The organism is Kriegella aquimaris (assembly GCF_900103215.1).
Lineage (GTDB): Bacteria > Bacteroidota > Bacteroidia > Flavobacteriales > Flavobacteriaceae > Kriegella > Kriegella aquimaris.
This window is the reverse complement of record NZ_FNGV01000006.1, coordinates 245,796-270,359: the sequence shown is the minus strand read 5'-3', so window position 1 is coordinate 270,359 and position 24,564 is coordinate 245,796. Positions and strand designations below refer to the sequence as shown.

General features: G+C 39.8%; 20 protein-coding genes. 4 read left to right on the top strand and 16 right to left on the bottom strand.

From position 1 onward, the window contains the following. Nucleotides 1-54: 54 nt before the first annotated feature. From BLS33_RS14110 to BLS33_RS24870, 4 genes are all read right to left on the bottom strand, one after another. Nucleotides 55-561, bottom strand: coding sequence for an Hsp20/alpha crystallin family protein (locus BLS33_RS14110; protein ID WP_245731453.1), 507 nt, complete (start codon nt 559-561; stop codon nt 55-57). Nucleotides 562-1,085: 524 nt separating this feature from the next. Continuing rightward, a complete protein-coding gene (locus tag BLS33_RS14100; protein ID WP_089890387.1) occupies nt 1,086-2,807 on the bottom strand; it encodes a GMC family oxidoreductase in 1,722 nt (573 codons plus the stop codon). A gap of 410 nt (nt 2,808-3,217) precedes the next feature. Then, nucleotides 3,218-4,093, bottom strand: coding sequence for a DUF808 domain-containing protein (locus tag BLS33_RS14090; protein ID WP_089890380.1), 876 nt, complete (start codon nt 4,091-4,093; stop codon nt 3,218-3,220). A 19-nt stretch (nt 4,094-4,112) separates the two neighbouring features. Then, a complete protein-coding gene (locus BLS33_RS24870) occupies nt 4,113-4,289 on the bottom strand; it encodes a hypothetical protein (RefSeq protein WP_176801391.1) in 177 nt (58 codons plus the stop codon). A gap of 487 nt (nt 4,290-4,776) precedes the next feature. Between BLS33_RS24870 and BLS33_RS14080 the strand changes: the two genes are divergently transcribed. After that, the gene (locus BLS33_RS14080; protein ID WP_218129562.1) at nt 4,777-5,886 is read left to right on the top strand and encodes an ROK family protein; all 1,110 of its coding nucleotides are present in this window, start codon (nt 4,777-4,779) and stop codon (nt 5,884-5,886) included. 85 nt (nt 5,887-5,971) lie between these two features. Beyond that, nucleotides 5,972-7,594, top strand: a complete 1,623-nt coding sequence (locus BLS33_RS14075; RefSeq protein ID WP_089890374.1) for a sulfatase family protein — start codon at nt 5,972-5,974, stop codon at nt 7,592-7,594. 89 nt (nt 7,595-7,683) lie between these two features. Here BLS33_RS14075 and BLS33_RS14070 read toward each other — a convergent pair whose 3' ends face one another. Further along, the gene (locus BLS33_RS14070; RefSeq protein WP_089890503.1) at nt 7,684-8,223 is read right to left on the bottom strand and encodes a lipid-binding SYLF domain-containing protein; all 540 of its coding nucleotides are present in this window, start codon (nt 8,221-8,223) and stop codon (nt 7,684-7,686) included. A 393-nt stretch (nt 8,224-8,616) separates the two neighbouring features. Between BLS33_RS14070 and BLS33_RS14065 the strand changes: the two genes are divergently transcribed. Next, complete coding sequence (locus tag BLS33_RS14065; protein WP_089890371.1) at nt 8,617-9,015, top strand: VOC family protein; 399 nt, start codon at nt 8,617-8,619, stop codon at nt 9,013-9,015. Between the two features lie 11 nt (nt 9,016-9,026). On the opposite strand, the gene BLS33_RS14060 is transcribed toward BLS33_RS14065, so the two are convergent. The 9 genes from BLS33_RS14060 to BLS33_RS14020 all read right to left on the bottom strand — a co-directional run bounded on the left by BLS33_RS14060 (nt 9,027) and on the right by BLS33_RS14020 (nt 20,755). After that, on the bottom strand, nt 9,027-9,404 hold the full coding sequence (locus BLS33_RS14060; RefSeq protein WP_089890500.1) for a nuclear transport factor 2 family protein: 378 nt from the start codon (nt 9,402-9,404) through the stop codon (nt 9,027-9,029). A 109-nt stretch (nt 9,405-9,513) separates the two neighbouring features. Next, nucleotides 9,514-11,403, bottom strand: a complete 1,890-nt coding sequence (locus BLS33_RS14055; RefSeq protein ID WP_089890368.1) for a monovalent cation:proton antiporter-2 (CPA2) family protein — start codon at nt 11,401-11,403, stop codon at nt 9,514-9,516. Then, nucleotides 11,400-12,002 (bottom strand): glutathione-regulated potassium-efflux system oxidoreductase KefF, encoded by a 603-nt coding sequence (kefF, locus tag BLS33_RS14050; RefSeq protein WP_089890365.1) that lies wholly within the window; start codon nt 12,000-12,002, stop codon nt 11,400-11,402. The genes BLS33_RS14055 and kefF overlap by 4 nt, the downstream gene beginning before the upstream one ends. Nucleotides 12,003-12,148: 146 nt before the next feature. Beyond that, nucleotides 12,149-12,436 carry a CBU_0592 family membrane protein gene (locus BLS33_RS14045; protein WP_089890362.1) on the bottom strand — a complete coding sequence of 96 codons (288 nt, stop codon included), beginning with the start codon at nt 12,434-12,436 and terminating at the stop codon, nt 12,149-12,151. A gap of 108 nt (nt 12,437-12,544) precedes the next feature. Continuing rightward, a complete protein-coding gene (locus BLS33_RS14040) occupies nt 12,545-13,414 on the bottom strand; it encodes an AraC family transcriptional regulator (protein ID WP_089890358.1) in 870 nt (289 codons plus the stop codon). A 128-nt stretch (nt 13,415-13,542) separates the two neighbouring features. Next, nucleotides 13,543-14,682: a glycerate kinase gene (locus tag BLS33_RS14035; RefSeq protein ID WP_317039862.1), complete on the bottom strand. Its 1,140-nt coding sequence runs from the start codon at nt 14,680-14,682 to the stop codon at nt 13,543-13,545. A gap of 10 nt (nt 14,683-14,692) precedes the next feature. Beyond that, the gene (locus tag BLS33_RS14030) at nt 14,693-16,297 is read right to left on the bottom strand and encodes a sodium:solute symporter family protein (RefSeq protein ID WP_089890351.1); all 1,605 of its coding nucleotides are present in this window, start codon (nt 16,295-16,297) and stop codon (nt 14,693-14,695) included. A 367-nt stretch (nt 16,298-16,664) separates the two neighbouring features. Continuing rightward, on the bottom strand, nt 16,665-17,975 hold the full coding sequence (locus BLS33_RS14025; RefSeq protein ID WP_089890348.1) for an MGH1-like glycoside hydrolase domain-containing protein: 1,311 nt from the start codon (nt 17,973-17,975) through the stop codon (nt 16,665-16,667). Nucleotides 17,976-18,076: 101 nt separating this feature from the next. Then, nucleotides 18,077-20,755, bottom strand: a complete 2,679-nt coding sequence (locus BLS33_RS14020) for a TonB-dependent receptor (protein WP_089890496.1) — start codon at nt 20,753-20,755, stop codon at nt 18,077-18,079. 200 nt (nt 20,756-20,955) lie between these two features. Between BLS33_RS14020 and BLS33_RS14015 the strand changes: the two genes are divergently transcribed. Continuing rightward, nucleotides 20,956-21,981 (top strand): LacI family DNA-binding transcriptional regulator, encoded by a 1,026-nt coding sequence (locus BLS33_RS14015; protein WP_089890345.1) that lies wholly within the window; start codon nt 20,956-20,958, stop codon nt 21,979-21,981. A gap of 36 nt (nt 21,982-22,017) precedes the next feature. Here BLS33_RS14015 and BLS33_RS14010 read toward each other — a convergent pair whose 3' ends face one another. Beyond that, a complete protein-coding gene (locus BLS33_RS14010; protein WP_176801390.1) occupies nt 22,018-22,458 on the bottom strand; it encodes a BLUF domain-containing protein in 441 nt (146 codons plus the stop codon). Nucleotides 22,459-22,534: 76 nt separating this feature from the next. Beyond that, the gene (locus tag BLS33_RS14005) at nt 22,535-24,469 is read right to left on the bottom strand and encodes a glycoside hydrolase family 97 protein (RefSeq protein ID WP_218129561.1); all 1,935 of its coding nucleotides are present in this window, start codon (nt 24,467-24,469) and stop codon (nt 22,535-22,537) included. Nucleotides 24,470-24,564: the final 95 nt, after the last annotated feature.

Below are 24,564 nucleotides of genomic sequence, written 5' to 3'. Positions count from 1 at the left end.
AGGTAATATTTGTTATGCAAGTCGTGTTTTAGTAGCTGACTTCGGATCTATGGACTAAGAAATTACTCCTTCCTCGGAATGATAGATGAGGGAATAACAATACCCCAACCAAACCGCTTTAGTTGGATACATTTGGGCCGTAGTTGAAGGGCATTTTGAAAAAGCTAAATCTTTAAAAAAGCATTGTGATACCTCAATTACTTTTGGTGGTCGCTTTTTGGACACTTCCTTTTTGGAAAATTTAAAGCTCAGAACACCACTGCTGTACTTGGCCTTGATTTCTTCTTCTTTTACGCTTTCGGGCAAATGCAACGACCGCTCGAAGGAGTTGTAGCTGCATTCACTACGTGTATAGTTCTCATAATTTTCCTCTTCCGAGCTTTCCTTTTCGGCCGTAATGTTAAGACAACCATCTTCGATGGTTAGAATAAAATCTTTTTTAACAATACCGGGAGCGGTAAGTTCGATTTCAAAATTATCGTCGGTTTTATTGATGTTCGGGGCAAGTTCCATAGTCTTTCCGTTCCACAAAGGGTTGTTTACGGCGCCTTTTTTCAACATACAGCCATCAAAAAAAACCATGCAAATTGAAAAAATCTTGTGTGAACCTATTTCCGAAAGGTCTTCTTCTAAATTTTACTAGCGGCATAACTTATCTTTTTTAGGTTAAACAATCATTTGTTTTATTGATATCCCGAAAGTACGACTCCCATATATCTTGTAAAATGACCTATATCAGCCTGACAGTTTTTTAATCATTTTTTTATATGATTTCAATCAATATATTCTCTAAGGAAATGATTCGCACCAATCTTTTGTATGACTACGAATCAGAAGGTTACAAGTTTGAATCTTGTCAGAATCACTTAAAGCAAAAAGTCCTTATGCCGGTTCAGCACATGGACTTTTTTTGTTTTGCGGAACAACAAGAGGCCCAAAGCCTTTTATAACCGGCCTAAACCGAAAAAAGCAGTTACAAAATATTGTAACTGCTTTTTGTTTTATATCACTTGCGCGGCTCCGTTTCCTCTGTATTTACTTATTAAAAAACTACGGCTAAAAAAATACTCGAGAATTAACAGGCCTTAGATATTTTGTTGCTTCAATTGTTCGATAATATAATCGCTGGCCCGCCATGAAAGCGCCAAGATTGTCCACGTACAGTTTTTATCTCCCTGCGACACAAATGGGCCTGCATCGGTAATAAAAACGTTGTTGGCATCGTGCAGTTGTTGGAACCTATTGGTGACCGAAGTCTTGGGATCATCTCCCATCCGTGTAGTACCGACCTCGTGGATAATCCTTCCTGGGGCCTCGAGACCATAATGGTTTTCTTTTGAGGGCGTCTCACTTATGGGTTCACCACCCATATTATGTATAATTTCCTCAAAGGTATCTTGCATGTGCTTTGCTTGGTTGATTTCAAAATCGGACCACTTGTAATTGAACTTCAATACCGGAATACCAAATTGGTCAACAGTTGTCGGGTCGATTTCGCAAAAATTGTCCTTACGGGCTATCGCCTCGCCCCTGCCAGCCATACCAATTACAGAACCATAGTATTTCTTTACATCCGACCGAAGACTTTCTCCGTAACCACCTACTTTCAATCCGAAAAATTTATTGAATTCATTAGTATTCATGGCAAATCCATAATTCGGCATTCCCATACCCCCACCGAGCTCAATATGGTACCCCCGAGGAAAATTCAGCTTCGAATTATCGCCCCACCATGGGGAATACACGTGCATACCATTTACGCCATCTTCATTATAAGAAACCTTCCGGTTCATTAATGCGGGAATAAACCCCGCTTTGCTGGCCCCTGTCGAATCATGCAGGTATTTACCCACCAAATCGCTGCTATTTCCCAGCCCGTTAGGGTGCTGTTTGCTTTTGCTGTTCAATAGAATACGTGCAGAACTGCAGGCCGAGGCCGCAAGCACGACCACCTTACCTTTTAATTTATATTCTTTTCTATCCTCTTTACTGATATAGGAAACACCTGTTGCCCTACCCTCTTCGTTCGTGGTTACTTCGCGGACCACCGAATTGACAAAAATTTTGACACGCCCCCCATTTTGTTGGGCAGGGAAAATCAAACAACTACCTGATGAAAAATCGGCGTATACCGAACAAGAGCGGCTGCATTGTCTACAATAAAAGCATACTCCTCTTTCATTGTTGATTCGTTTGGTAAGAATCGATTTTCGAGCAGGAAATACGGGAATACCCGTTTTCTTGGCTCCTTGAATATAAAATAGTTCGTGTAACCTTGGTTTTGGAGGCGGAAGGAAAAAACCATCGGGATCATCTTCCAACCCTTCATTGGTACCAAAAACCCCAATCAATTTATCAACCTTATCATAATACGGTTTTACGTCATCGTAGCTAATGGGCCAGTTTTCACCATGACCATCCCTATCCTTTCCCTTAAAATCTTTAGGGCCAAAACGCAATGAAATGCGACCCCAGTGGTTGGTACGACCTCCCAACATATGTGATCGAAACCAATCAAACTCTGTTCCTTCTTCGCGCGTATAGGGTTCGCCCTCAATTTCCCAACCTCCATAGGCCATGTCGAATTCACCAAAGGCGCGATCCGTTCTGGCTCCCCTTCGAGGAGATTCATAAGGCCATTTTAACTGCGTCATGGTTTTCGGGTCTTTGGGATCGAAAAAAGGACCGGCTTCTACGACCGCCACATTTAAACCCGCATCGGCCAGTTGCTTGGTCGCCATACCACCACCCGCACCAGAACCTACTATAATGACATCATATACTTCGGAGGATTCCTTTATCTGCATAGTTCTTACTATTATAAATTAAAAGCCATTAATGTCCTGGTCCAAAATACCAAAAGGACTTGAAAATATCGAAATCAGAAAGGATAGTCCCACGCAAAATCCTTTCTCAATTACCATATCTGTAATAAAATTGTAGAAAAATAAACAAATTATCGGCACATAACTACATTCAATTACGATATTTACACCAAAGCACCGCCTGTGGCAACTATCTACAATTGCCAAATCTTTTGTCATTCAAATGAATTGTATGAAGAATGGGTATTTATTACTGAAGCATCATTATAAAAAAACATTTCTAAATACCTTCCAATGGGTAGTCAAGCACGAGACCTTGACCACTGAGAGGTTTATAATAAGGTTCTGGTTTCCCTAATATGTTAGATTTTTTTGATTTAGGGCCACGCCGATTAACGGGCGATTTTTTTCCAAATACCTTTAAATAACATTACTGCAAAAAGGCAGATAAAACCAACCACCAAACCTGTGAGAAACTCACCCAAAATACTCGGTATTCCATGGAGCCAATCGTGTAGAAAATCAAGATTGTGCACAAAAATGCCACCGGCGACTAAAATCAAAGCGATAGTTCCGATTACCGATAAACTTTTAATGACCCAAGGTAATGCGCCCACAAGCATTTTTCCAAAAAAATCGGAGATACTATTATCTCTTTCATTCAACCGAATAAGGTAGACTCCAAAATCATCCATTCGTACAATCAAGGCAACGATACCATACACCCCAACTGTCGCCAATAAGGCAATAATCGATACCACAAAAATTTGGGTAGAGATAGGTTCATTTACAACCGTACCAAGGGCAATAATCACAATTTCAATGGAAAGTATAAAGTCAGTTACAATAGCAGATTTTATTTTTTCCTTTTCCAAAGTCAATATCTCTTCTTTGGTCATTTTAGGTGCTTGGGCCGCAATGACCGAATGCTCATGAGGTACAAAAAATTCATAGATTTTCTCCGCCCCCTCGTAAGCGAGATACAATCCTCCCAATACCAATATTACGATGACCGCCCATGGTAAGAAGGCACTCAGAAGAAAGGCTATGGGTAGAATTATAACTTTATTGAGCAAGGATCCTTTGGAGATGGCCCACAATACTGGAATTTCCCGCGATGCAATAAAACCTGAAGCTTTTTCGGCATTTACCGCCAAATCATCACCTAAAATACCAGCGGTTTTTTTACCGGCAATCTTACTCATCGCCCCCACATCGTCCATCAAACTAGCTATGTCGTCTAGTAGCGCAAAAAATCCTGATGCCATAGTATGTTGTTATCTATTATTAGTTTCCTATCAACAATTTTTTCTTTTTCTTCTTTTTCTTCGAAGCGGGTTTCCCTTTTTTCTCCGAAAGGTACTTCATAGTCAAAAAACCCAATTGCAATCCGACCAATACGATTTTAAACTTTTTGCTTCTAACAACGGCAGAGGCCATTCCGATTAATGATGAAACTTTCATATCCATATATTTTAGGATCAAGGATAAGATTATTTCTTCGGAAGAATAGACGCAAAAACATCTAATCTTGCCGCAATACGCTCTTTTTTAAAAAAAGGTTTTACTTACATAAAACATTTTAGAAGCACGAGCATTGCATGGATGTAACCCATTTTCAATCGCGACACCAAAACTGCGATAAATTTAAAACATCATCACTTAGAATCAATAGTTTTTATACACAAAGCATAAATTCATCAAAAATTATCTAAATGAACAAAGAATATTCATTGGCTGAAGTAACTAAAACTCATTCAAAATTAAACACGCAATCACCATAATCCTTTTAGTGACTATGGCAAATACACAATCATTTGTATATTACAACACGAATGGCATATTTGGCTTTTAACTGACGGAAACATTAAAATGCAATGCCCTTTCAAAGTATTGATTGAACCAATTTATTATATGTATTGATACAACCAAAAGCGAACTCCCCTACTTAATGAAAAATATGGAAAGTAAAGACCCGAGTATTGTAATGACCCTTGATGCCGGAGGAACCAATTTCATATTCTCGGCCATACAAGAAAATAAGCCGATAATCGAACCCATAAGACTTGAACCCAATTCGCACGATTTGGCAAAATGCCTTGAATCTATCACCTCGGGTTTTGAATTGGTGAAAAAAGCCCTACCTACCACTCCGGCTGCCATTAGTTTCGCATTTCCCGGCCCGGCAGATTACCCTAGGGGTATTATTGGAGATTTACCCAATTTATCTGCCTTCAGAGGGGGTGTTGCACTTGGCCCCATGCTTGAGCATCACTTTAATATTCCTGTATACATTAATAATGACGGTAATCTATTTACCTACGGGGAAGCACTTAGTGGTCTGTTACCCGAATTGAACGACAGCCTAAAGAAAGCCAATAATCTAAAAAGGTTCAAAAATCTGATTGGCATAACCCTTGGAACCGGTTTTGGCGTGGGACTAGTGAGCAATAACCAAATTATTACAGGTGATAATTCAAATGGAGGAGAAGGGTGGTTGTTACGCGACTTTATTAATGCAGATTCTTATGTTGAAGAGCACCTCAGCCGTGAGGGAATACGGAGAAGCTACGCATTAAAGGCAGGCACACCATTAGAGAAAGTTGGCATGCCCGCCGACATTTACCATATCGCCAAAAGAAAAGCCCCAGGCAATCAAGAAGCGGCTATGGCTACCTTCAATGATTTTGGCACCGTATTAGGCGAGGCCCTGGCAACCTTAGTTGCTATTATCGACGGCGTAGTTGTTCTAGGGGGAGGTGTTTCAGCTGCATTCGACCTTTTCGCTCCCGCAATGTTTCAACAAATGCAATCAAAATTTCAATTGGCCGACGGTAATACCGCGGTGCGATTGCCCCAACAGGTTTTCAACTTGGAAGACCCAGAGCAGAAACAAAAGCTACTGGAGGGAAACCAAAAGGAAATTGCAATACCCAATACCGATAAAAAAATAACCTACGATTCAATGCTACGAACTGGCGTTGGTGTATCTAAAAACGATACGGCAGCTATGATAGCACTTGGAGCTTATGCATATGCCTTAAAAAAGTTACACACGTAATAGCTATATTTGAAAAACAATGACAGAATTATTTAAATCCCTGAAATTTAAACCAACATTCAAAACCTTAAAAAAGTAACATCGAATGAGAACGAAACTTAACTTTTTATTTTTATCAGTTACCGTATTGGCCATTTTCGGATGTGAACAAAAGGAGAAAGAGGCGCCCACAAAACAAAGACCGAATATTGTCTTTATCATGTCTGACGACCATGCGTATCAAGCTATCAGTGCCTACGACGATCGATTGATCAACACTCCGAATATAGACAGAATTGCAAACGAAGGAATGCGTTTTACCAATGCCTGTGTGACCAATTCAATTTGTGCCCCATCTAGGGCAACCATCCTTACGGGAAAACATACGCACATCAATGGCAAGATAGACAATCACACACCTTTCGACACGACACAGGTGACCTTTCCCCAGCTATTCAAAAAAGCGGGCTACCAAACCGCCATGTTCGGAAAACTACATTTCGGAAATAGCCCCAAAGGTGTAGATGAATTTATGATTTTACCCGGCCAAGGACATTACATCAATCCCGACTTTATAACCAAAAACGGAGATACCACAATTACAGGTTATGTAACAGATATCATTACCGATTTAAGTATCAAATGGTTAGATAAACAACGAGATCCCGATAAGCCGTTTATGCTGGCATACCTTCACAAAGCGCCCCACAGACCTTGGTGGCCTAGACCAGACAAATTCAGGGAATTTTCAAAAAAAACCTTTCCCCTGCCCGAAACGCTTTTTGACAACTATGAGAATAGGGGTACTGCTGCCAAGACTGCGGAAATGAATCTGTTGACTCATATGCAATATGGACACGACAGTAAAATATGGCCTGAGACTATCGAAGCCATGGGAGGTGTAGAACCCAAAGTAGAACAACTACAAGCCAGCGTGTACAATGAATTCAACAGAGGTACCGAAGAACAAAAAAGCGCGTACAAAGTAATTTTAGATTCTATCAATCAAGATTTCAAGACCAGATGGCCTTCGATGACCGATAAAGAAAAAATGATTTGGAAATACCAGCGGTACATGCAAGATTATTTGGGTAGCATCTCTTCGGTCGATGATAATGTAGGACGATTTTTAGATTATTTGGATGAAAGCGGATTGGCCGAGAATACGATTGTCGTATACACTTCCGATCAAGGCTTTTATCTCGGTGAGCACGGTTGGTTCGATAAACGATTTATTTATGACGAGTCTTTCAAAACACCATTATTGATTCGCTGGCCCAACGAAATCAAGGCGGGCACCACCAACGAAGAAATGGTACAGAACCTCGATTTTGCACAAACTTTTTTAGAGGCGGCACAAATCGAAGCCCCTGATGATATGCAAGGTGAAAGTCTTATGCCGCTTTTGAAAGGACAAGACGATCAATGGGACCGTGAAGCTGTTTACTACCATTACTACGAGTACCCAAGCGTGCATATGGTCAAGCGGCATTATGGTATCGTAACCAAAGAATACAAATTGGTCCATTTTTATTATGATGTAGATGAATGGGAACTCTATGATCGTAAGAAAGATCCAAACGAAATGAACAATGTGTACAACGATCCGGAATATGCGTCAGTGGTAGAAAGGCTACACACAGAATTGGACGAACTTCGGAAGAAATACAAAGATTCTTCGGCATTAGACCAACGCTATATTGATATATATAAGAATAGGGCCAAATAATAAGAACCCCCATTTCGGTAATCTTTGACCAGAAATATAAAAAAGTCGGCATAACTGCCGACTTTTTTTTCAAATCCATTTATGTCTCTTTATTGAATATCAAGGGGTTTATATTCAAATTTTTGACCTCCGATAGACAGGTCCGCCATCAATCCTTTCTTAGGTTTTATAAAAGCGACCACCCCATCATCATAATTGGCTTTTGCCGCAACTCCTTTTTCAATGGCTATGGCCGAAGCTTCTGCGGAGAATTTATATTCCCCTTGTTTAAAAGCGTTCAAGGCATCATCGGTCTCAAAAAATATAATTTCGGTAAGTGATTGGCCGCCGGCCTGTAATCCTACATCTATTTTTTTAAGGTCGGCCATACCTACAACTTTTCCATTTTCGTAGACTACCCCATTACCCGAGGCCGCTCCGATAATAAATCCTCCTTCGCCGACATTCGGAAAAATAACATATCCGGAGGAATTCTTAAAAAATCGGTCTAGCCCCTTATCTATTGCTTCTAATTTAACCTTGGCCTTTTCGGCATCATTGATAACCCTTTGGTCATTGTTGTTTTGTGAAAAGGCACTAAAAGCCATAAATATTACGATTATTACTGTAATTGATTTTAAAGTTTTCATAATAAGTGCTTTACTATTTAACATTACTAATTAATTTCCATTGAGGAGAAAGTATCAAATACGATACGTATAATATCTCCTTCCATTGCAAAATTAGAAAGATGCCCTTGGTGTGATTATCGGTATTCAAAATTTTATTGATTCAATTGTAAATTAATCCCTTAAATCACACTTTCCTTTCGGTTCATGGGTTTGCCATTAAACATTAAATGGCTATTTCGTTGCCAAATTTTCGGGTAATCTTAGCCGTACCGTAAAATCAGACAGATTATGATAAAACATGTAGATGAATGATACCTGTTGCTTCGTCAGAGATGGTTAGCGTTAAAACTTGATTTTTTTGAACAACGCTAGAATTCGAGTAACGCTTACTTTCGATAAAAAACAAACAATATGAAACTTCAAGCTTATCTCGCCTTTAATGGTAATTGTCAAGAAGCACTTAATTATTATGCAGATCTTTTCAATGCCGAAATTAAGAATCGCCAAACGTACGAGGACAAGAAAATAGATGTTCCTTCCTCTTTTCGACAAAAACTGCAGCATGCCGAACTAAAAGGCAAGAATGTGCACTTTATGGCATATGACGCTGCCCCGGACACTCCTATCAACCATGGCAACCAAATTCATATGAGTGTTGAAATCGGAAACAAGGACGAAGCCCAAACACTTTTTAAGAATCTATCGAGTGGTGGTCAAATACATCACAACTTTAGGGAACGCGAATGGGGTTATTTTGGAAGATGTACCGATAACTACGGTATCAACTGGATGGTGAACAGCAACAATTAAGAACCACTTTTTTAATACATTTTGTTCTTGTTTTTCGAAGTTTTGGGAACCTGCTGAATCGAATCCCAATGTTCACAAATTTTTCCGTTTTCATCAAATCGGAAAAAGTCCATGGTGACGTACTCATCATTATCAGGCCATAGTTGATGAGTGTGTAGAGCCACTAGATTCCCTTCGGCAATGCAGCGTACAAACTCAATCGATTTTTCGGGATATTCCTTTTGCATTCTCTCGAAATAGGCGATGAATCCGGCTTTGCCATTTGCAACGGCGGGATTGTGTTGAATATATTCTTGTCCAACATATTCCGCTATTGCCTTTTTCGGATTGCCCAAATAAGCAGTCTTATAAAAAGCGATTGCATTTTTTTTGTTTTCTGATAGGTTCACAATTTTTTTCAATTTTTAATGTGGTAAGATGTTGTTATAATAAACATGGTGAAGCCAATCTAACTATTCCGTTTCATACAATTCCCATCACGTTTGAAAGTATTTTAAACTAATTTTCAATCTTTTCATTGAGAGCTTTTCGAATGTGTTCACTATCCCAATGATTGTCTAAATCAACGATACCTCTTTTAAAGTCGTCTTCGAGTAATTTCTCTTGTTCTTCCAACTCTTTTCGAGCCTTGAAAATGTATTCATCCCCTCGTTTGGGCTCCTTAGCCAAACGCCTTATACTTTCTTCATCATATTTGATAAAATTCTGTACTTGCCTATTTAAGGTATATTTTCTGAAACCCATTTTGCTTAGCACATCTTTGGCCAAAGACAATGAGGTGTCCAGAGTTTCACGGTATATGTTTTCTATTCCTAAATTCAATAAGTCATAGGCATCATATCGATTTTTAGCACGGACCATTAGCTCAACATGAGGGTATTTCTCTTTTACGAGTTTAGTGACTTCTTTAGTTATATTAGGATTATCAATGGCGCAAATTAATATTTTAGCTTCGGCAATACCTGCAGATTCCAGCAAATCAATTCGAGTGGCATCACCATAATAGACTTCAAATCCCATTTTCCGGAGAAAATCGACACGATTGGAATCTTGATCCAAAATTGTTGCCTCTACCCCATGCGAACGTAAAAAACGCCCAACCGTACTACCAAAATGCCCAAAACCTACGAGTATTATTTTGTGGGATTTAGCAATGTGATCCATTGGCCGTTTTATAGACTCTTTGGTCCCCACCTTCGGTAAAATCAAGCGTTCGTTTATAAGCCCTATGATTGGCGTCAACGACATGGATAATGCCGTAATAACCAACATCAAATCTATGGTCTCTTGATCTAATATTTTTAATTGAAATGCAAAGGATAAAAGTACAAAGGCAAATTCCCCTATTTGAGCCAAGCTAAAAGTGAGCAACAGCTTTTGGTCCATTTTAAGCTTAAACACTCGTGCCGTAATGAATAATACCAGTGCTTTTAATAAAATAATGGCTATTAAAATTCCGCCGATTGTCAACGGGCTTTTAGCAATGACAATAAAGTTTATCGAAGCACCTACGGCCATAAAAAACAAGCCCAAAAATAAATTTTTAAAAGGTTCTAAAGTGCTTTCCAGTTCATGTTTAAACTCACTGTTGGATAGTACTACACCTCCTAAAAAAGCTCCAAGCGCAGGACTCAAGCCAACAAATTCCATCAAAAAGGAAATTCCGAATACTATTAAAAAAGCGGCAGCAATCAGCAGTTCCCTAACACTTGTTTTTGCCACTTTTCTAAGCAAGGGCACAATTAAATAACGACCAGCTACCACAATTAAAACAACCGATAGAATAATAGCCAGCGTTTGAAACCCTAAAGGTAAACTTGCTATTAAACTTCCGGTAGACCCGTGTTCATTTGCAGCCGTATCTGTCGCGGTATTTGATAATAAGGGTAATGCACCCAGCATAAAAATGACAATAATATCTTGAAATAGCAGAATTGAAAATGCCGATGACCCAAAGGTGGTGTCCATCAATCCTTTTTCCTTAATGGTCTGTAGTGCAATCGCTGTCGAAGATAACGCTACAGCCATGGCAATCACCAGGGATACTTGCCATTCAAAGCCCATGATACTGAAAAAGATATATGTGAGCAACATGGTAAGCCCGACCTGTATTCCCCCCATGCCCAGTATCGATTTGCGCATGTTCCAGAAGTTTCGGGGATCTATTTCAAGGCCTATCAAAAACAACATCATAACTACGCCAAACTCGGCAAAATGAAGAATATCTTGACCTTCTTCGCCTATGAACCCCAAAACATAAGGGCCAATTAAAACTCCGGCCAATAAATAACCTATTACGGAACTGAGCCCAAATCGCTTCGCAATAGATACACACAAAATAGCTCCCGCCAAAAATACTATGGCTTGAAAAAGTAAACTTCCTGTCATAGTTTGACCTGTTTTAGCTTTGGAATGTCGTTTAAAAATGAATAGCCCTGAGAATCTTCAACCGATATATCCGTCTTTAGTAGTTCTATTAAATTTCCATAACTGTGGGCATATTCAGTTAGTTTTTCGACAGTCAAATTATGAGTTCCCATCACCGCAAAAGGAGGAAGATACATCATACCGCATAGATTAGCGGTTTGTTCAAAAGGCCTTAAAAATTGACTCACGGTGAAACTGTTATAACCTTCGGAACAATATACTTCTTTTGAGCCACCAGTTGTAAGCACATTTAAACAGGTTTTACCATGCAAAGCTTTACCTTGCGGGCCATAGGCCCAATTAAACTCCAATACCATGTCAATCCATTGTTTCATTAACGGCGGACAACTATACCAGTAAAACGGGTGATGCCAAATAATCACATCATGTCGATCTAATAAAGATTGTTCTGCAACTACATCGACATTGAAATTAGGGTACTGTTCATATAAATCATGAAAAGTTATACCCTCGATTTCCTTAATATGATCAACTAGCGCCAAGTTTGCCCTAGACTTCTCAAATTTGGGATGAGCAAACAGAATTAGGATCTTTTTCATTTGATAAATTTACTTGAAAAAAATTAAGCGATTAGAATAGGGTTTCTAATCGCTTAATCAAAAATTTCGGAAAAACGGCTTTAAATCAATCTAAAAAGCCCTTTATATGATATGTTTCAACACTTCAGAATCAAACCGACTACAACCTAAAATTTAATTTGTGAACGAAGTCGAGATTTTTTTTTGGCCATTGGAAGAAAGTTCCGCTTAGATCGATAGATAGTTAGCGTGGCCATCGTACTCCATATCAGGTTGGTCACAAAAGACGGAATTGCATTATAGTAGTAGCAATTAATCGCAATTAAAAGACCCCCGAACAAGTTTAAATACTTGCCGTAATTCAAATATTTTTTATTTTCAATCAGGGTAAACCCATAGGCTATCACCAAAAATGAAGACCCCGACCAGCCGATAACATCAATTGCCAATTTCATTTCAGACGCTTTGTTTTGTTATAAATTAAGAAAACAAATTTGGGGTGAAACTGCAAAACACGAATGATAAAAAATGGGCTTAATATGGTACTTTTACGCCAAAGTATATTACCCTAAAAAGCCATTTCTAAATTCAGTAGGGGTAACCTTATGGTGCTTTCTAAAATACTTCACGAAATTGGTAGGCTCTTCAAAACCTAGCTTGAAACCCACTTGCTTTACACTATCGCTAGTATGTACAAGTAGGCGCTTGGCTTCTAAAAGCACTCTAGAATCAATCATTTGCTTGGGCGTGACATCCATAACTTTTAACGTAGCCAGATTTAAACGTTTCTGGGTAATATTCATTTGCACCGCATACTTGCTTACCGATTTTTGTTCTTGAAACTGTTGATCTAAAAGGTCTCTAAAACGGATAACACATTCAAGATCGGCCCCTTTATAAACAGTGGTGCTGTTCTGATTTTTTCTTTCTCTTTCTGCCAGTAGCAAGAAATTCTGTAAATAATTTCTAAGAATATCAGATTGGTAGTGGTCCAAAGGATTTTTTAATTCAATCTCCATTAGCCGAAAGAAGTTGGCGAAAATCGGGGTCAGTTCCCGTGCCTCGATAGTAGAAATCGAATGTAGGTCATTAAACAAAAAACTACTTCTTAGAAATTTTGTATCTGCCTCTGACTTACAGAAAAAACTATCGGTAAACAAAAGTACAATACCATCCATGGCAGCCTTATCATCAAAACACTGTACGCTATTTTTATCTAAAAAGAGAAGGGTATTGTGCTTAATGCTTATGGGGTTAAAGTCAACCATATGGGTGCGGGTTCCCTTTTGAAACCAAATAATTTGGTAGAATTCGGTTCTATGCGGGGAGGTTAGATCTTTAGAAAAATCTTGAAATAATTCGGCAAGCTTTACGATTTCAAATTCTTGCGGAAGCCCTTCTTTAAAACCATATTTCTGAATATCACTATTCATAATTCACGTCACTTAGAAAGTTTCTCAGCACTAATATTTTTAAAATAGCAGACATCATAAAAGTTATTGCCAAGATAGGAATATGATTCTACATCATAAATCACTTATTTAGCCCGTGAATTTAAGAACTATTGTGCTCGTTGTTTTAAAAGTTTGGCAAAATTATAGCTGGCATTTACCAAATTGGCATAACTGGAAGCCATGGCTTTCTCAAGGTTTGAAATACCTCGAATAATAGAAACCACATAGGTCAATCCGAAATTTTCTTGCTGTTTTTCAGAAATGTTTACCGAGCCGCAAAGTGCTGCTACGGGTATATTATTTTGTGCTGCCGAGGTAACCACCCCGTCGATAGTTTTTCCCGATAGCGTCTGTTCATCCAATTGGCCTTCCCCCGTAATAATCCAGTCAGCACCTGTAATAGCAGAATCAAAATCAGCCAATTCTTTAATCAAATCGATACCTGAGGTAAGGTGCCCCTTAAGAAAGACAATGGCACCCCCACCAATACCGCCGGCAGCTCCCGATCCTTTGATTTCCTGAAGATCAATATTATATTGTTCCAAAATAATTTTGGCATAATTTCTCAGACCGTAGTCCAAACTTTCGATTTCCATTACCGAAGCTCCTTTTTGGGCTCCATAAATTTTGGCAGCACCTTCATCACCATATAAAGGATTCGACACATCACAAGCCACCTTGAATCCGACATCATCGAGTCTCGGGTGTATTTTCGTCGCATCGATTTTTCGAAGTGCGATAAGATTTTTCCCCACGGGTCTTAAATCTTTATCATCCTCATCTAAAAACCGGAAGCCCAATGCACTTGCCATACCCATGCCCCCATCATTGGTAGCGCTGCCACCGATACCCAGAATAATTTCAATTGCACCCTTTTGAAGCGCATCGGCAATCAGTTCACCGGTACCCAAAGTCGAAGAATGCATACAATTTCTTTCGGCTTCATTCAACAATTTGAGTCCTGATGCCTCTGCCATTTCTATATAAGCGATTTGATTTTCCTCAGCATAGAGATAAGAGGCCTGAACAGGGCGAAACAAAGGATCATTCACCGTTATCGTAACCTTTTCACCGTTGATGTAATGTTTGACCACTTCTATGGTACCATCACCACCATCTGCCAAGGGCATTGCAATAATTTCTGCATCTTCCAGTACCATGCGCAACCCTTCTTCCACAGCATGGCAAAATTCAAAACCAGTAAGGGAGCCTTTAAATTTGTCGGGGGCGATTACGAATTTCATCATATGGTGAATTTTAGTTTAATAGATTGGGCAAATACCAACTGAACAAAACAATAGCAACAAAATAGCCAGATAAGATGGCCACCTCTTTTTTGCCCGCATAAAAAACGACTTCCAAACCTTTGTTGGTCTTTCTTTTAACGGTATAGCTTACAATTACGGCCACCAAAATTGTCATAAGGCATCCGAGAGCGTTCCACCAGAACCAGAATATCTCGGGCACATACAACCAGAGGTAGATATTGAACAGTACTCCCGCCACAATGCCAATATTCGCGCCAAGGGAATGTACTCTTGTGGTAAGGATGGCGAGCATAAAAGCCGCCAAAATGGGACCGTAAAAAACGGAGCTTATTTTATTGATAACCTCAATGACGGTACCTTCTATATTGCCGGCAAAAAAGGCAAACAACAAACATACCAGACCCCAAAAAATGGATAATAACCTTGAATAGGATACATATTTTTTATCCGGCATGTTTGGTTTAAAACGTTTTACAAAATCTTCCATCGTGACGGCAGAGAGGGAATTTACCGTAGAACTCAATGTCGACATAGCGGCAGACATAATGGCTACTATTAAGATTCCAATTACCCCATTGGGCAAATATTTAATGATAAAAACCGGTACCATCAAATCGGCCTTTTTGCCTTCCAAGGAAGAAATGTTGGCCTGATATACTGTTTCCATCTGTTCTTGAAAACTTACATCTTGCATTAAAAGGGTTCCCAAAACAAGTCCCATGATGCAATAGGTCAAGGTAAATGGAAATCGAAGAAGGCCATTGGCCATCATCAATTTCTTTAAATTAGACATGCTACTGGAAGATAATAGCCGTTGAGACTGTGTTTGATCGGTGCCATAATAAGATGCGTATAGAAAAAACCCGCCAATGACCATGGGCCAAAAGCCAAATTCGTCATCGCCATCGGCATTACTGAAACCCCATTTGTTGAAATCGACGGCCGTAATACGGTCTTTGTCTACATGGGTCAAGAAATTATCAATGCCTCCCAATTCACTAAAGCCATAAAACAAACAGATAATGATACCTAAGAATAGAATGCTCATTTGAATCACATCGCCCCAAATGACCGCTTTCATACCTCCTTGAAAGGAATAAATCATAGTAATGACACCAATGATCAAAACCGATATCCAAAAATCTAGTTGTATCGTTGCTTGAAGTATCAACGCCATGGTGTAGACCATAACCCCAGTCGCGACCGATCGACTTATCTGAAAAACAAAACTGATCAACAATCGAGAAGAAGCATCAAAACGTTTTTCCAAGTATTCATAAACACTGACGATGCCAGATTTATATAATGTTGGCAAGAGGGCAATCAGTAAAAAAGCCATCGCCAACGGAACGCCGAACTCATACGTCAACCACTGCATGCCACCGCCTTGCTTCAAACCAACAAAAGCAGGTGCGGAAACAAAACTAATGGCCGAAAGTTGGGTTGCCATGGCGGATAGGCTTAATGGCAACCAAGAAGTATTTCTTCCTCCCAAAAAATAATCTCCTGAAGTATTATTTTCCTTGAACAGGAACCCCAACCCTAAAAAGCCGATTAAATAAACGATTATAACAGTGTAGTCTAAATAGTTCATGTGTTTAGTTGATTTTTGGTTTAGGCCTTATACAGATTAAGTTATCTCCTTTCTACAATAAAAAATAATTTTCTTATACCATTTTAAAGATTGGCCCCATGTGACAGGGAGTCGCAGGGGAACTTTTGACTACAATCGCGCCATCTGCCATATCGAGGCCTTTCTTTTCAACAACATAGGGATATTCACCAATATATGACCAACTGACTCTATTAACAATCGACACATTGAACATCCTTTTCTTTCTAAATATATTGTGCCCAAAACTCAAGAATTAACTGTGCTTGTTTTAGGTCGATCAATTTTCTTTAATCTTCTCTAATTTTCCATTCGACAATTGAACTTAAGTTTCTGAAAGGTCAACGTCTCAATTCTTCAAAAGGTCTATTAAAAGTGCTGCACTCCAAGAGAAATCTCCTCCCCCATACCCCACTCTATTCGTCTCTCCAGTATCTTTTCGACAATCGAAATATTCAAAAAATCCGTCGCGTTCAATTAGTGCTACGGAATCTGACTTGACTCGCTCTGCAACTTCGGTAAATCCGTAATCTTTGAGTCCGTTATAAAGCAACCAGTTCATATTGATCCAAACCGGACCCCTCCAGTACTTTCGTGGATCGTACCTTTCATTGGTCGGGTCGAACGACGCACAGAGATATTTATCATCTCCACCAAATTTGTCTAGCATCGTCTCTACTAATATTTTAGCTCTTTTTTGATTAGGTATGCCTGCGAAAAGAGGTGAAAAAGAAGATGATGATACAAATCGAATAGGCCTGTTGTTTCTCAGGTCATAATGAACATAAGCCCCTAGTTCTTCATCAAATAATTTATTATTGAACCCATCAATACTTTTTTTCTGCCATTTTTTTAAGATGGTTATCTCAATTTCTTTGCCGCCAATCAATCCATATAAATCAATCAATGCTTGATTCGATTTGATCAACATCGCATTGAATAACGGATCTTGCACCAAGAAAGGCGATAATTCTGCAATTCTCGCATCGTCGTAATGATGCTCCTTTGCAATATCTATAAGATAAAGATAGTGGTCATACTCCCTCTTTGATGGTCGCTGGGCGGCATCGACGTGGGTTGTATCTTTTCGTTCAAACTCATATTCAGGAGGATTCATAGTTTCCCAGATATCATCCCATACAGGGGAGTTATCGGTACCTGATTCCCAATTGTGATAGATAAACATCAAGCCTTCGTTTTGTGGGTCGCGGTTTGCATAAAAATAAGCGTGGTTTTGATACACCTTATCTATACTATCCTCTATAAAATTCAACATATCGACTTTATCCTCGGCAATTCGATACATTTCCTGCAATACGAAACCCGTTACTGGAGGTTGTGTCATTCCCGTAGATCTATATTTTTTTGAGGAATATGGATGTAGTTCAGAACGATGAAAATCGGCTCCTGGAAAATAGGAATCATTCTCACTATGAAAAACGATATGCGGAATAAACCCGTTTTGCCATTGCGCATCGAGCAATGTTTTTATCTCGGTTTTCGCATGTTCTATGTTATAATGGGCCAAACCAATGGCTATGAAACCGGAATCCCATTTCCATTGAAACGGATACAACCCCTTACTCGGAATGGTGAAACCACCTTCTTGAAAATTGGCGTCTAAAACATCTATGGCCCTGTCAATTAAATTTTCATTCATAAATTAGATAAGTTAAAAACACATTGGCAGAAACACCACTCTCCACCAATGTGCTTTCCTATTAAAAAAAACACTCAAACAACTAACTAACATTTTTTCTTTTAGAAATTGAAGGTTGCCGTAACGAAAAACCTTCTTGGCAAAATAGGGCGTCCGACAAAATATTCAGATTCACTCTGACCAGCCGATCCCGCTCTTGGGTTACCCTCGGTAATACCACTGTCGTCAAAAAGATTGAACACAGAGAACCCAATACGAACCGACTGATTGTTTTCGAGTTGCCCAAAAGTATATCCAGCACCTAATCGTGCGATTGTAATCGCATCCAATTCTATATTATTCGTGTCATCGGTAAATTTCTTGCCGGTATAATTAAAACCAAAATTGGCATCAAAGGCATTGTTATCATAATACATACCCAACGAACCCAAAAAATTAGGTTGCCGTGCCAATTCATTACCTACGTTGGCTTCAGTAGAAGAACCATTTACCAAATCGAAATCGATGTTCTTCGTAATTTCATGGGCTTGATAGGTCGCCGTACCACGCAAACTAAAGTTCTCTGCAAACCTATAATCCCCTGTACCTTCTACACCTATAGTTCTTGTATCTTGCTCAGAACGGGTCTGATCGATTAATTGACCCCCGACGATAGCCTGTAGAATTTTAATTCTATCTGTTAAGGCTACATAATAGCCAGCTACTGATCCAGAGAATTTCGATGTTCCAAATTTGGCACCCGCTTCGAACTGAATGATATTTTCAGGATCGTAGACATTTTCGGAAATTCCTGCAACAGGACCGAAACCTCTTATCTGCGGAAAGAAATAACCTTTCGAGAAGTTAGCGTATAAATTGGTAACATCGGTCAACTCATAAAGACCTGCTAATGAGACTGCCCAACCCGATGCGTTCACCGTAGTGTGCAAAAAGCTGCCATCGGCGGTCTCGACGTCGCGCAATTCTGTTGTCAGTTCGGTATTGTCATAAACCGTTCCCGAGGTTGTACCTCCTTTATTAAACTCACCATCAGTATGCTCCCATCTAAAACCAACATCAAAACGCCACCGGTCAAAAATCATCTCATCAGTCAAATAAAATGCAACACGGTTCTGAGATAGAAAATTATTCGCTGTCTGCCCGATACGATTGTAAAGTCCGCCAGTGGAATAAACAACGTTATTTCCTCCGGCATCCGTATAATTTAAGTTGACCAAACGGGGGTCGTTATTAAACTCTGTCAATACCCTGTATTGGTAGTTTACATCTTCGGCCTCGGTACGAGCGATAAAGGACCCCAAGGTAATGTTATGGCTTCCCCCATTTTCGGTGTCTATAGCTTTTGTCAAAGATGCCTCCCCAGAATAGTCGGTCATGGGACGCAAACGATCTACATGTAAGTTATCGATAACAAGGTCAGAACCATTTATTTGCTGGTTCGGGTTACCGCTTTGGTAACGGGCAGTGTATCCTTGGTTTCCGGGGGCTATACTCTCCACATAATTGTTTAATGTAATCGGATTTCCGTTATCACCATTGCCAGCAACATATAAGGCAAAGTTATGTTTGTAATTAGCATATCTAACCTTAGATTTAAATCTTAGGTCATCGGTAAATCTATAGTCAAAATCACCCATAATATAACCACCTGTAGTAGAAACACCATCAGCTATTGGACTGTTGTACGTACCTCCGGGTGTAAAAAAAGAAGTATTCGCCAAGTCTCCTGGTAATAACTGTTCAACAGGTTTACCATCGTTTCCATTCAAGCGCTCTCTGCTTCCGCCTTTTAAAGGCAACGGCATATAAAATTGAGCCTTATCATTTATAAATTGTCCTGATAAAGTAAAAGAACCTTTGTCAAATTTCTTTTTGATATTCCCCCTAAATTGTACCCCTTTCGTAGGCAGTCCCGTATCGATCGGACCTCTATCGTGACGTACAAAACCTGTAAAGGCATAAAAAGTATTCGAATCTTCGCCACCCAATTGACCGCCACTATAAAAATCGGTTTTAAATCTTCCCTGATTGGCAACTTCGAGGTTTATAATATTTCCGGGATCGGTATCTCCAGTTTTACTGGTATAGTTAATGATACCGGCAACAGAACCCGCACCATATAAAATAGCGGAACCACCTCGTACAAATTCAACACCTTTAAAACCTATGTCGGGTCTGGCGTAAACATCATGCGCAGAAGAGTTCAACCCAAATGTACTCATCAAGGGCATACCGTCATATTGTAAGGGGTTAAAAACATACTGACCGCCAGAAGGTAAACCTCTGACAAATACATTGGTTGCCGTTTCACCACCACCACCTTCAGCGGTGATACCCGGTACGCTACGAAGAATATCGGCCTGGCTATTTGCAGATAACTTTGTTATCTCTTTCATTTTTACCGAGCTGATAGACAACGGAGCCTGCTTTTGAGACCTGAACGTACTAGATGCGGTCAAAACCACCTCATCCAATTGTTGCCCTCCTTCTTGAAGAACAAAATCTACGTTTAATGATGTACCGTCAAGTTCAACCGATTTCTCCAAAGTGGAAAATCCCAAGTAAGAAACACGAAGAATTTGGTTGCCAGTCAAATCAGTCGTAAAAATATAATTGCCATCAAAATCAGATGTAGTACCCGAAGTACTATTAACCAGAAGAATATTCGCCCCAGGAATGGGCTCACCGCTGTTGTCTTTAATAGTACCGGTAATCTCGGTCTGCGCGAAGGTGTTCACTCCTAAAAGAAGACTCATTACCGCAAAAACAATTTTTTTCATAATCATTAAGTTTTAAATAGTTTTTCGAATCAAGTAATTATTATATTATTGAGTATGAGGGTAAAATTATATGGATATGACACCCATTTTACATTAATTTTAAGAAAAACTTATGCAAACGTTTGCGGTATCGTTTGCAATTCATTATTCGATATTACTTGTGTAATGCTATATATTTGAACAATGAAGTTTTATAGGAAATGAAGAAAAAACGAAATATCACCTTAAAGGAACTAGCGAAGGAACTGGGGTTCTCGATCTCCACTGTATCAAGGGCATTGAACGATCACCCTGACATTAGCTCGGAAACCAAGGTAAGCGTTAAGAAATTGGCGAAGCAGATGCATTATGCCCCCAATCTTTTTGCCAGAGGATTTCGCTCACAGAGAAGTCATATATTGGGGGTAATCGTACCTAATATCGCCCATTTATTCACCTCCACTATCTTAAAAGGTATTTTGGAAGAGGCCGAATTGCGCGGGTACCGGGTCATTATATCAGAGTCTAATAATAATGAGGCCAAACAAATCGAGATGTTGAATACCATGTCACAATTCGGGGTAGATGGAATTCTAATGTCCTTGACAAGAAAAACGAAAAAAATAGATGAAGTATTACCAATCTTAAACCGCATACCCATGGTCTTGTTCGATAAAGTTTCAAATAAGGTACCCTGCACCCAAATCGTAATCAATGAGGAGGAAGCCGCCTTTAACGCTGTTGAACACCTTATAGAACTTGGCAAACAACGAATTGCCATCATCAAGGAAACCGAAAATTCATATAATTCAGAAAAAAGGTATGCCGGTTATTTGCGGGCCCTAAAACATTATGGCCTTCGAGTTCGGGAAAAGATAATTTTAAGTACCGAAGACATATCGTTGTCTCACGGTAGACGCCTGACCAATATTCTTTTGAGCATGAAGAAGCGTCCCGATGCTATCTTTGCCATCACCGACAACGCCGCCATTGGCGCTATCAAAGCACTCCACAAATTTAAAGTCAAAATTCCTGAAGAAATCGCAGTGGTCGGTTTTAGCAATTCGGTGAATTCGACGATCATACAACCGGCCTTGACTACTGTCGACCAGCCTGGCGATAGAATTGGTCGCACAGCGGTCAAGTTTCTAATCGAGGAGATTGAAAACCCCAAAACCGATGTTATCACCAAGACCGTAGAAATTAAAACAAGCCTTATCGTAAGGGATTCTTCCCTTATGGCTTAAGCGCCAAAAATCGAAGTGATGAAACGCCCCAGGCAGCTATAATTGGTCCTCAGGCGATTCTAGAATGAGCAACTTAACTTTTTTCCAGAAAAGCAAGGTCGTCGCACTAGTAGGCTTGGCAAAATCAGCCAATAGCCCCAAGTTTCTACGAAACTGTTGCAATTCTGTTTCGTTTATATTTTCATCGTTTATGGGATAATAGGCCATACCCCACTTTGGAAACGTTCTTTCTTCTATAATGTCTTCCGAAATCAGTCGTACATGTGTATGACGCTCATCCTTTTTAATCTTTGAGTAGATTTCCTGAACAGTTTGATGGTCACCTTCTAATATTTGTATAAATTTTCTATTATAGAAAACAAGACAACCCGTAAGCTCATGTAAATCATTAAAGCTTCTTGCCTCTTGTAATATTTCTTCAATATCGGCAGAAGTCAATTTGTCAATAGCTTGCGATTCATAAGTAAGTTCAAACATAACATTCATCAATTTTAGAATACCTTAAAATATGGCCCTTTCAATACTACATCCGTTTTATGCTTTAGAGTAAATTCTACTTCGCAACTTTTAAATGGATGGCCAAACCGTTTTTAGCGAGCAGTTTGTAGTCAACGACATCTGCCGCAGTAACCTTACTGTTTGTAATAGAAACCTTTGTAACCGAATCGCTACCTGCATCATCCGAATAGATTGTTGCCCCATACGTTTTATCATTATCCAAGAAATTAAAGGGTATGGTGACTGTTCGCTCGGCAAGCCCGTTAAGGCCACCGATAAACCAGTCGTCGCCACTCTTTCTTGCTATGATAGCGAATTCACCTGGGTATCCACCAATAACTTTGGTATCGTCCCATACCGTGGGCAGTGCATCAAAAAATGCCAGCTCGGGTACTTCGTGTATAAACTCTTTACTGCCCCCGGCACCTTCTTCTTCGGGCTTGGAACCTTGTGGGCGGTCGTACCAATACAAAAACTGCCAAGGACTATACACGCATACCGCTTTTGCCAATTGCGAGGCATGTGAACCCATCTTTTCGTCGACACGTGGTGCAAAATAGCAATTTGTATGGTCTCCTGCACCGGCAATCATCCTCGTGAAGATTGTCTTAATGACCATCATATTATCAGGAGATTCTTCATCTCCACGAATACCTTCTTGGGTCATAAAATTCGGATAGGTTCTTGAATAGCCAGTCGGGCGATATTCATCATGTACGTCGATCATCAAACCGTGGTCGGCAGCCTTACGAACGGCCTCGTGTAACCAGCTTGTCCATTCTTGAGGCCCCACATTAACAAAGCCATACTTAATACCGCTCACGCCCCACGATTTTAAAAGCGGAAGCACTTCATCCAATTGCTTTTCCAGAGCCCTTCTATTTACATATAAAATGACGCCTATATCTTTGCTTCGCGCATATTTTATAACACCCAACAAATCTAGTGGCCCTTTAGAGCGCTTCGGATCAACAGTTATGGTCGTGGCATCGGAGCTATCATCATATTCATTACCGTACCAACCGGCATCAAACTCTATGTATTGTAAGTTGTGTTTGACTGCAAAATCTACACATGCCATTCCGCCTTGGGTGGTAAGCGTTGTTTCACGTATTACCTTTCCCGGTTTTATCCACGAGGTATTTTCAATTTTATTCGGTTCGTTCAAGTTCAGCAACAAGTAATTATTCTCCAACAATTCGCCCGCGTTGTCGGCTGCCATCACAAAACGCCATGGTGTCTTATTTACTGTACTCCCGAGCACTACTTCACTGCTTAATTGAGACACCAAAGTTCCGGGCCGGTCTGGTATATTTGTGAGTTTCATGCGTGCATAATCGACCAATGCAGCTTCCCCGATGGCCGTAAACAAAGATTGGTCTAGCTGAACCAACAAAGGCCTTTCGACGACTGAATCGATTTCGGAAACCTTAATTTTTTCTATTGCACTTTGTGCTCTTAAAGAGGCCCAAGCTGTTGCCGAGGGAGACAAAGAAAACTCGGTAAGTTCTTTCGCTATCTTACCCTCGCTTTTTGGGAATTCATACCGAAATGCCACTCCTTCGTTATAGGCGCGAATTCTAAGATTATAAAACGCCCCCGCTCCTTTTAAAACAATCAATGCTTCGCGATATTTATCGGGATATTCGTTTTTTTCTCCATAAACAGGTCTCCAGCTGGAATTTACCTCCTGTGGTACAACCTTATCGATTTGAATATCGCCTTCGGGATTTTGCCCGTCACCCATTTCAAAACCAAGCCCCGAAGTTCCTATTATTTCTTTATCCATATACCTGATGTTATAGGAAGGACCCGTCTGTGCATCAATTTCAAAGTTCAGCACATACCGACCATCAGGACTTTGCACTACCACTGCTTCTTTTTTTTCGGAATTGGCACAAGAAACCATCAGTACCGATAGCACAACAAGTACCATCGGGAAGTAAAAGTTTTTAATAAATAAGTTGGAAACAAGCATGTTTATTTTCATATCGGAATGGTTTGATTTCGGTTATAGGAACACTTAGAAAAGGTGAGCCAAGCCAATTTTATCCAAACTTCGAACAATATTTCATGTTACAGGCA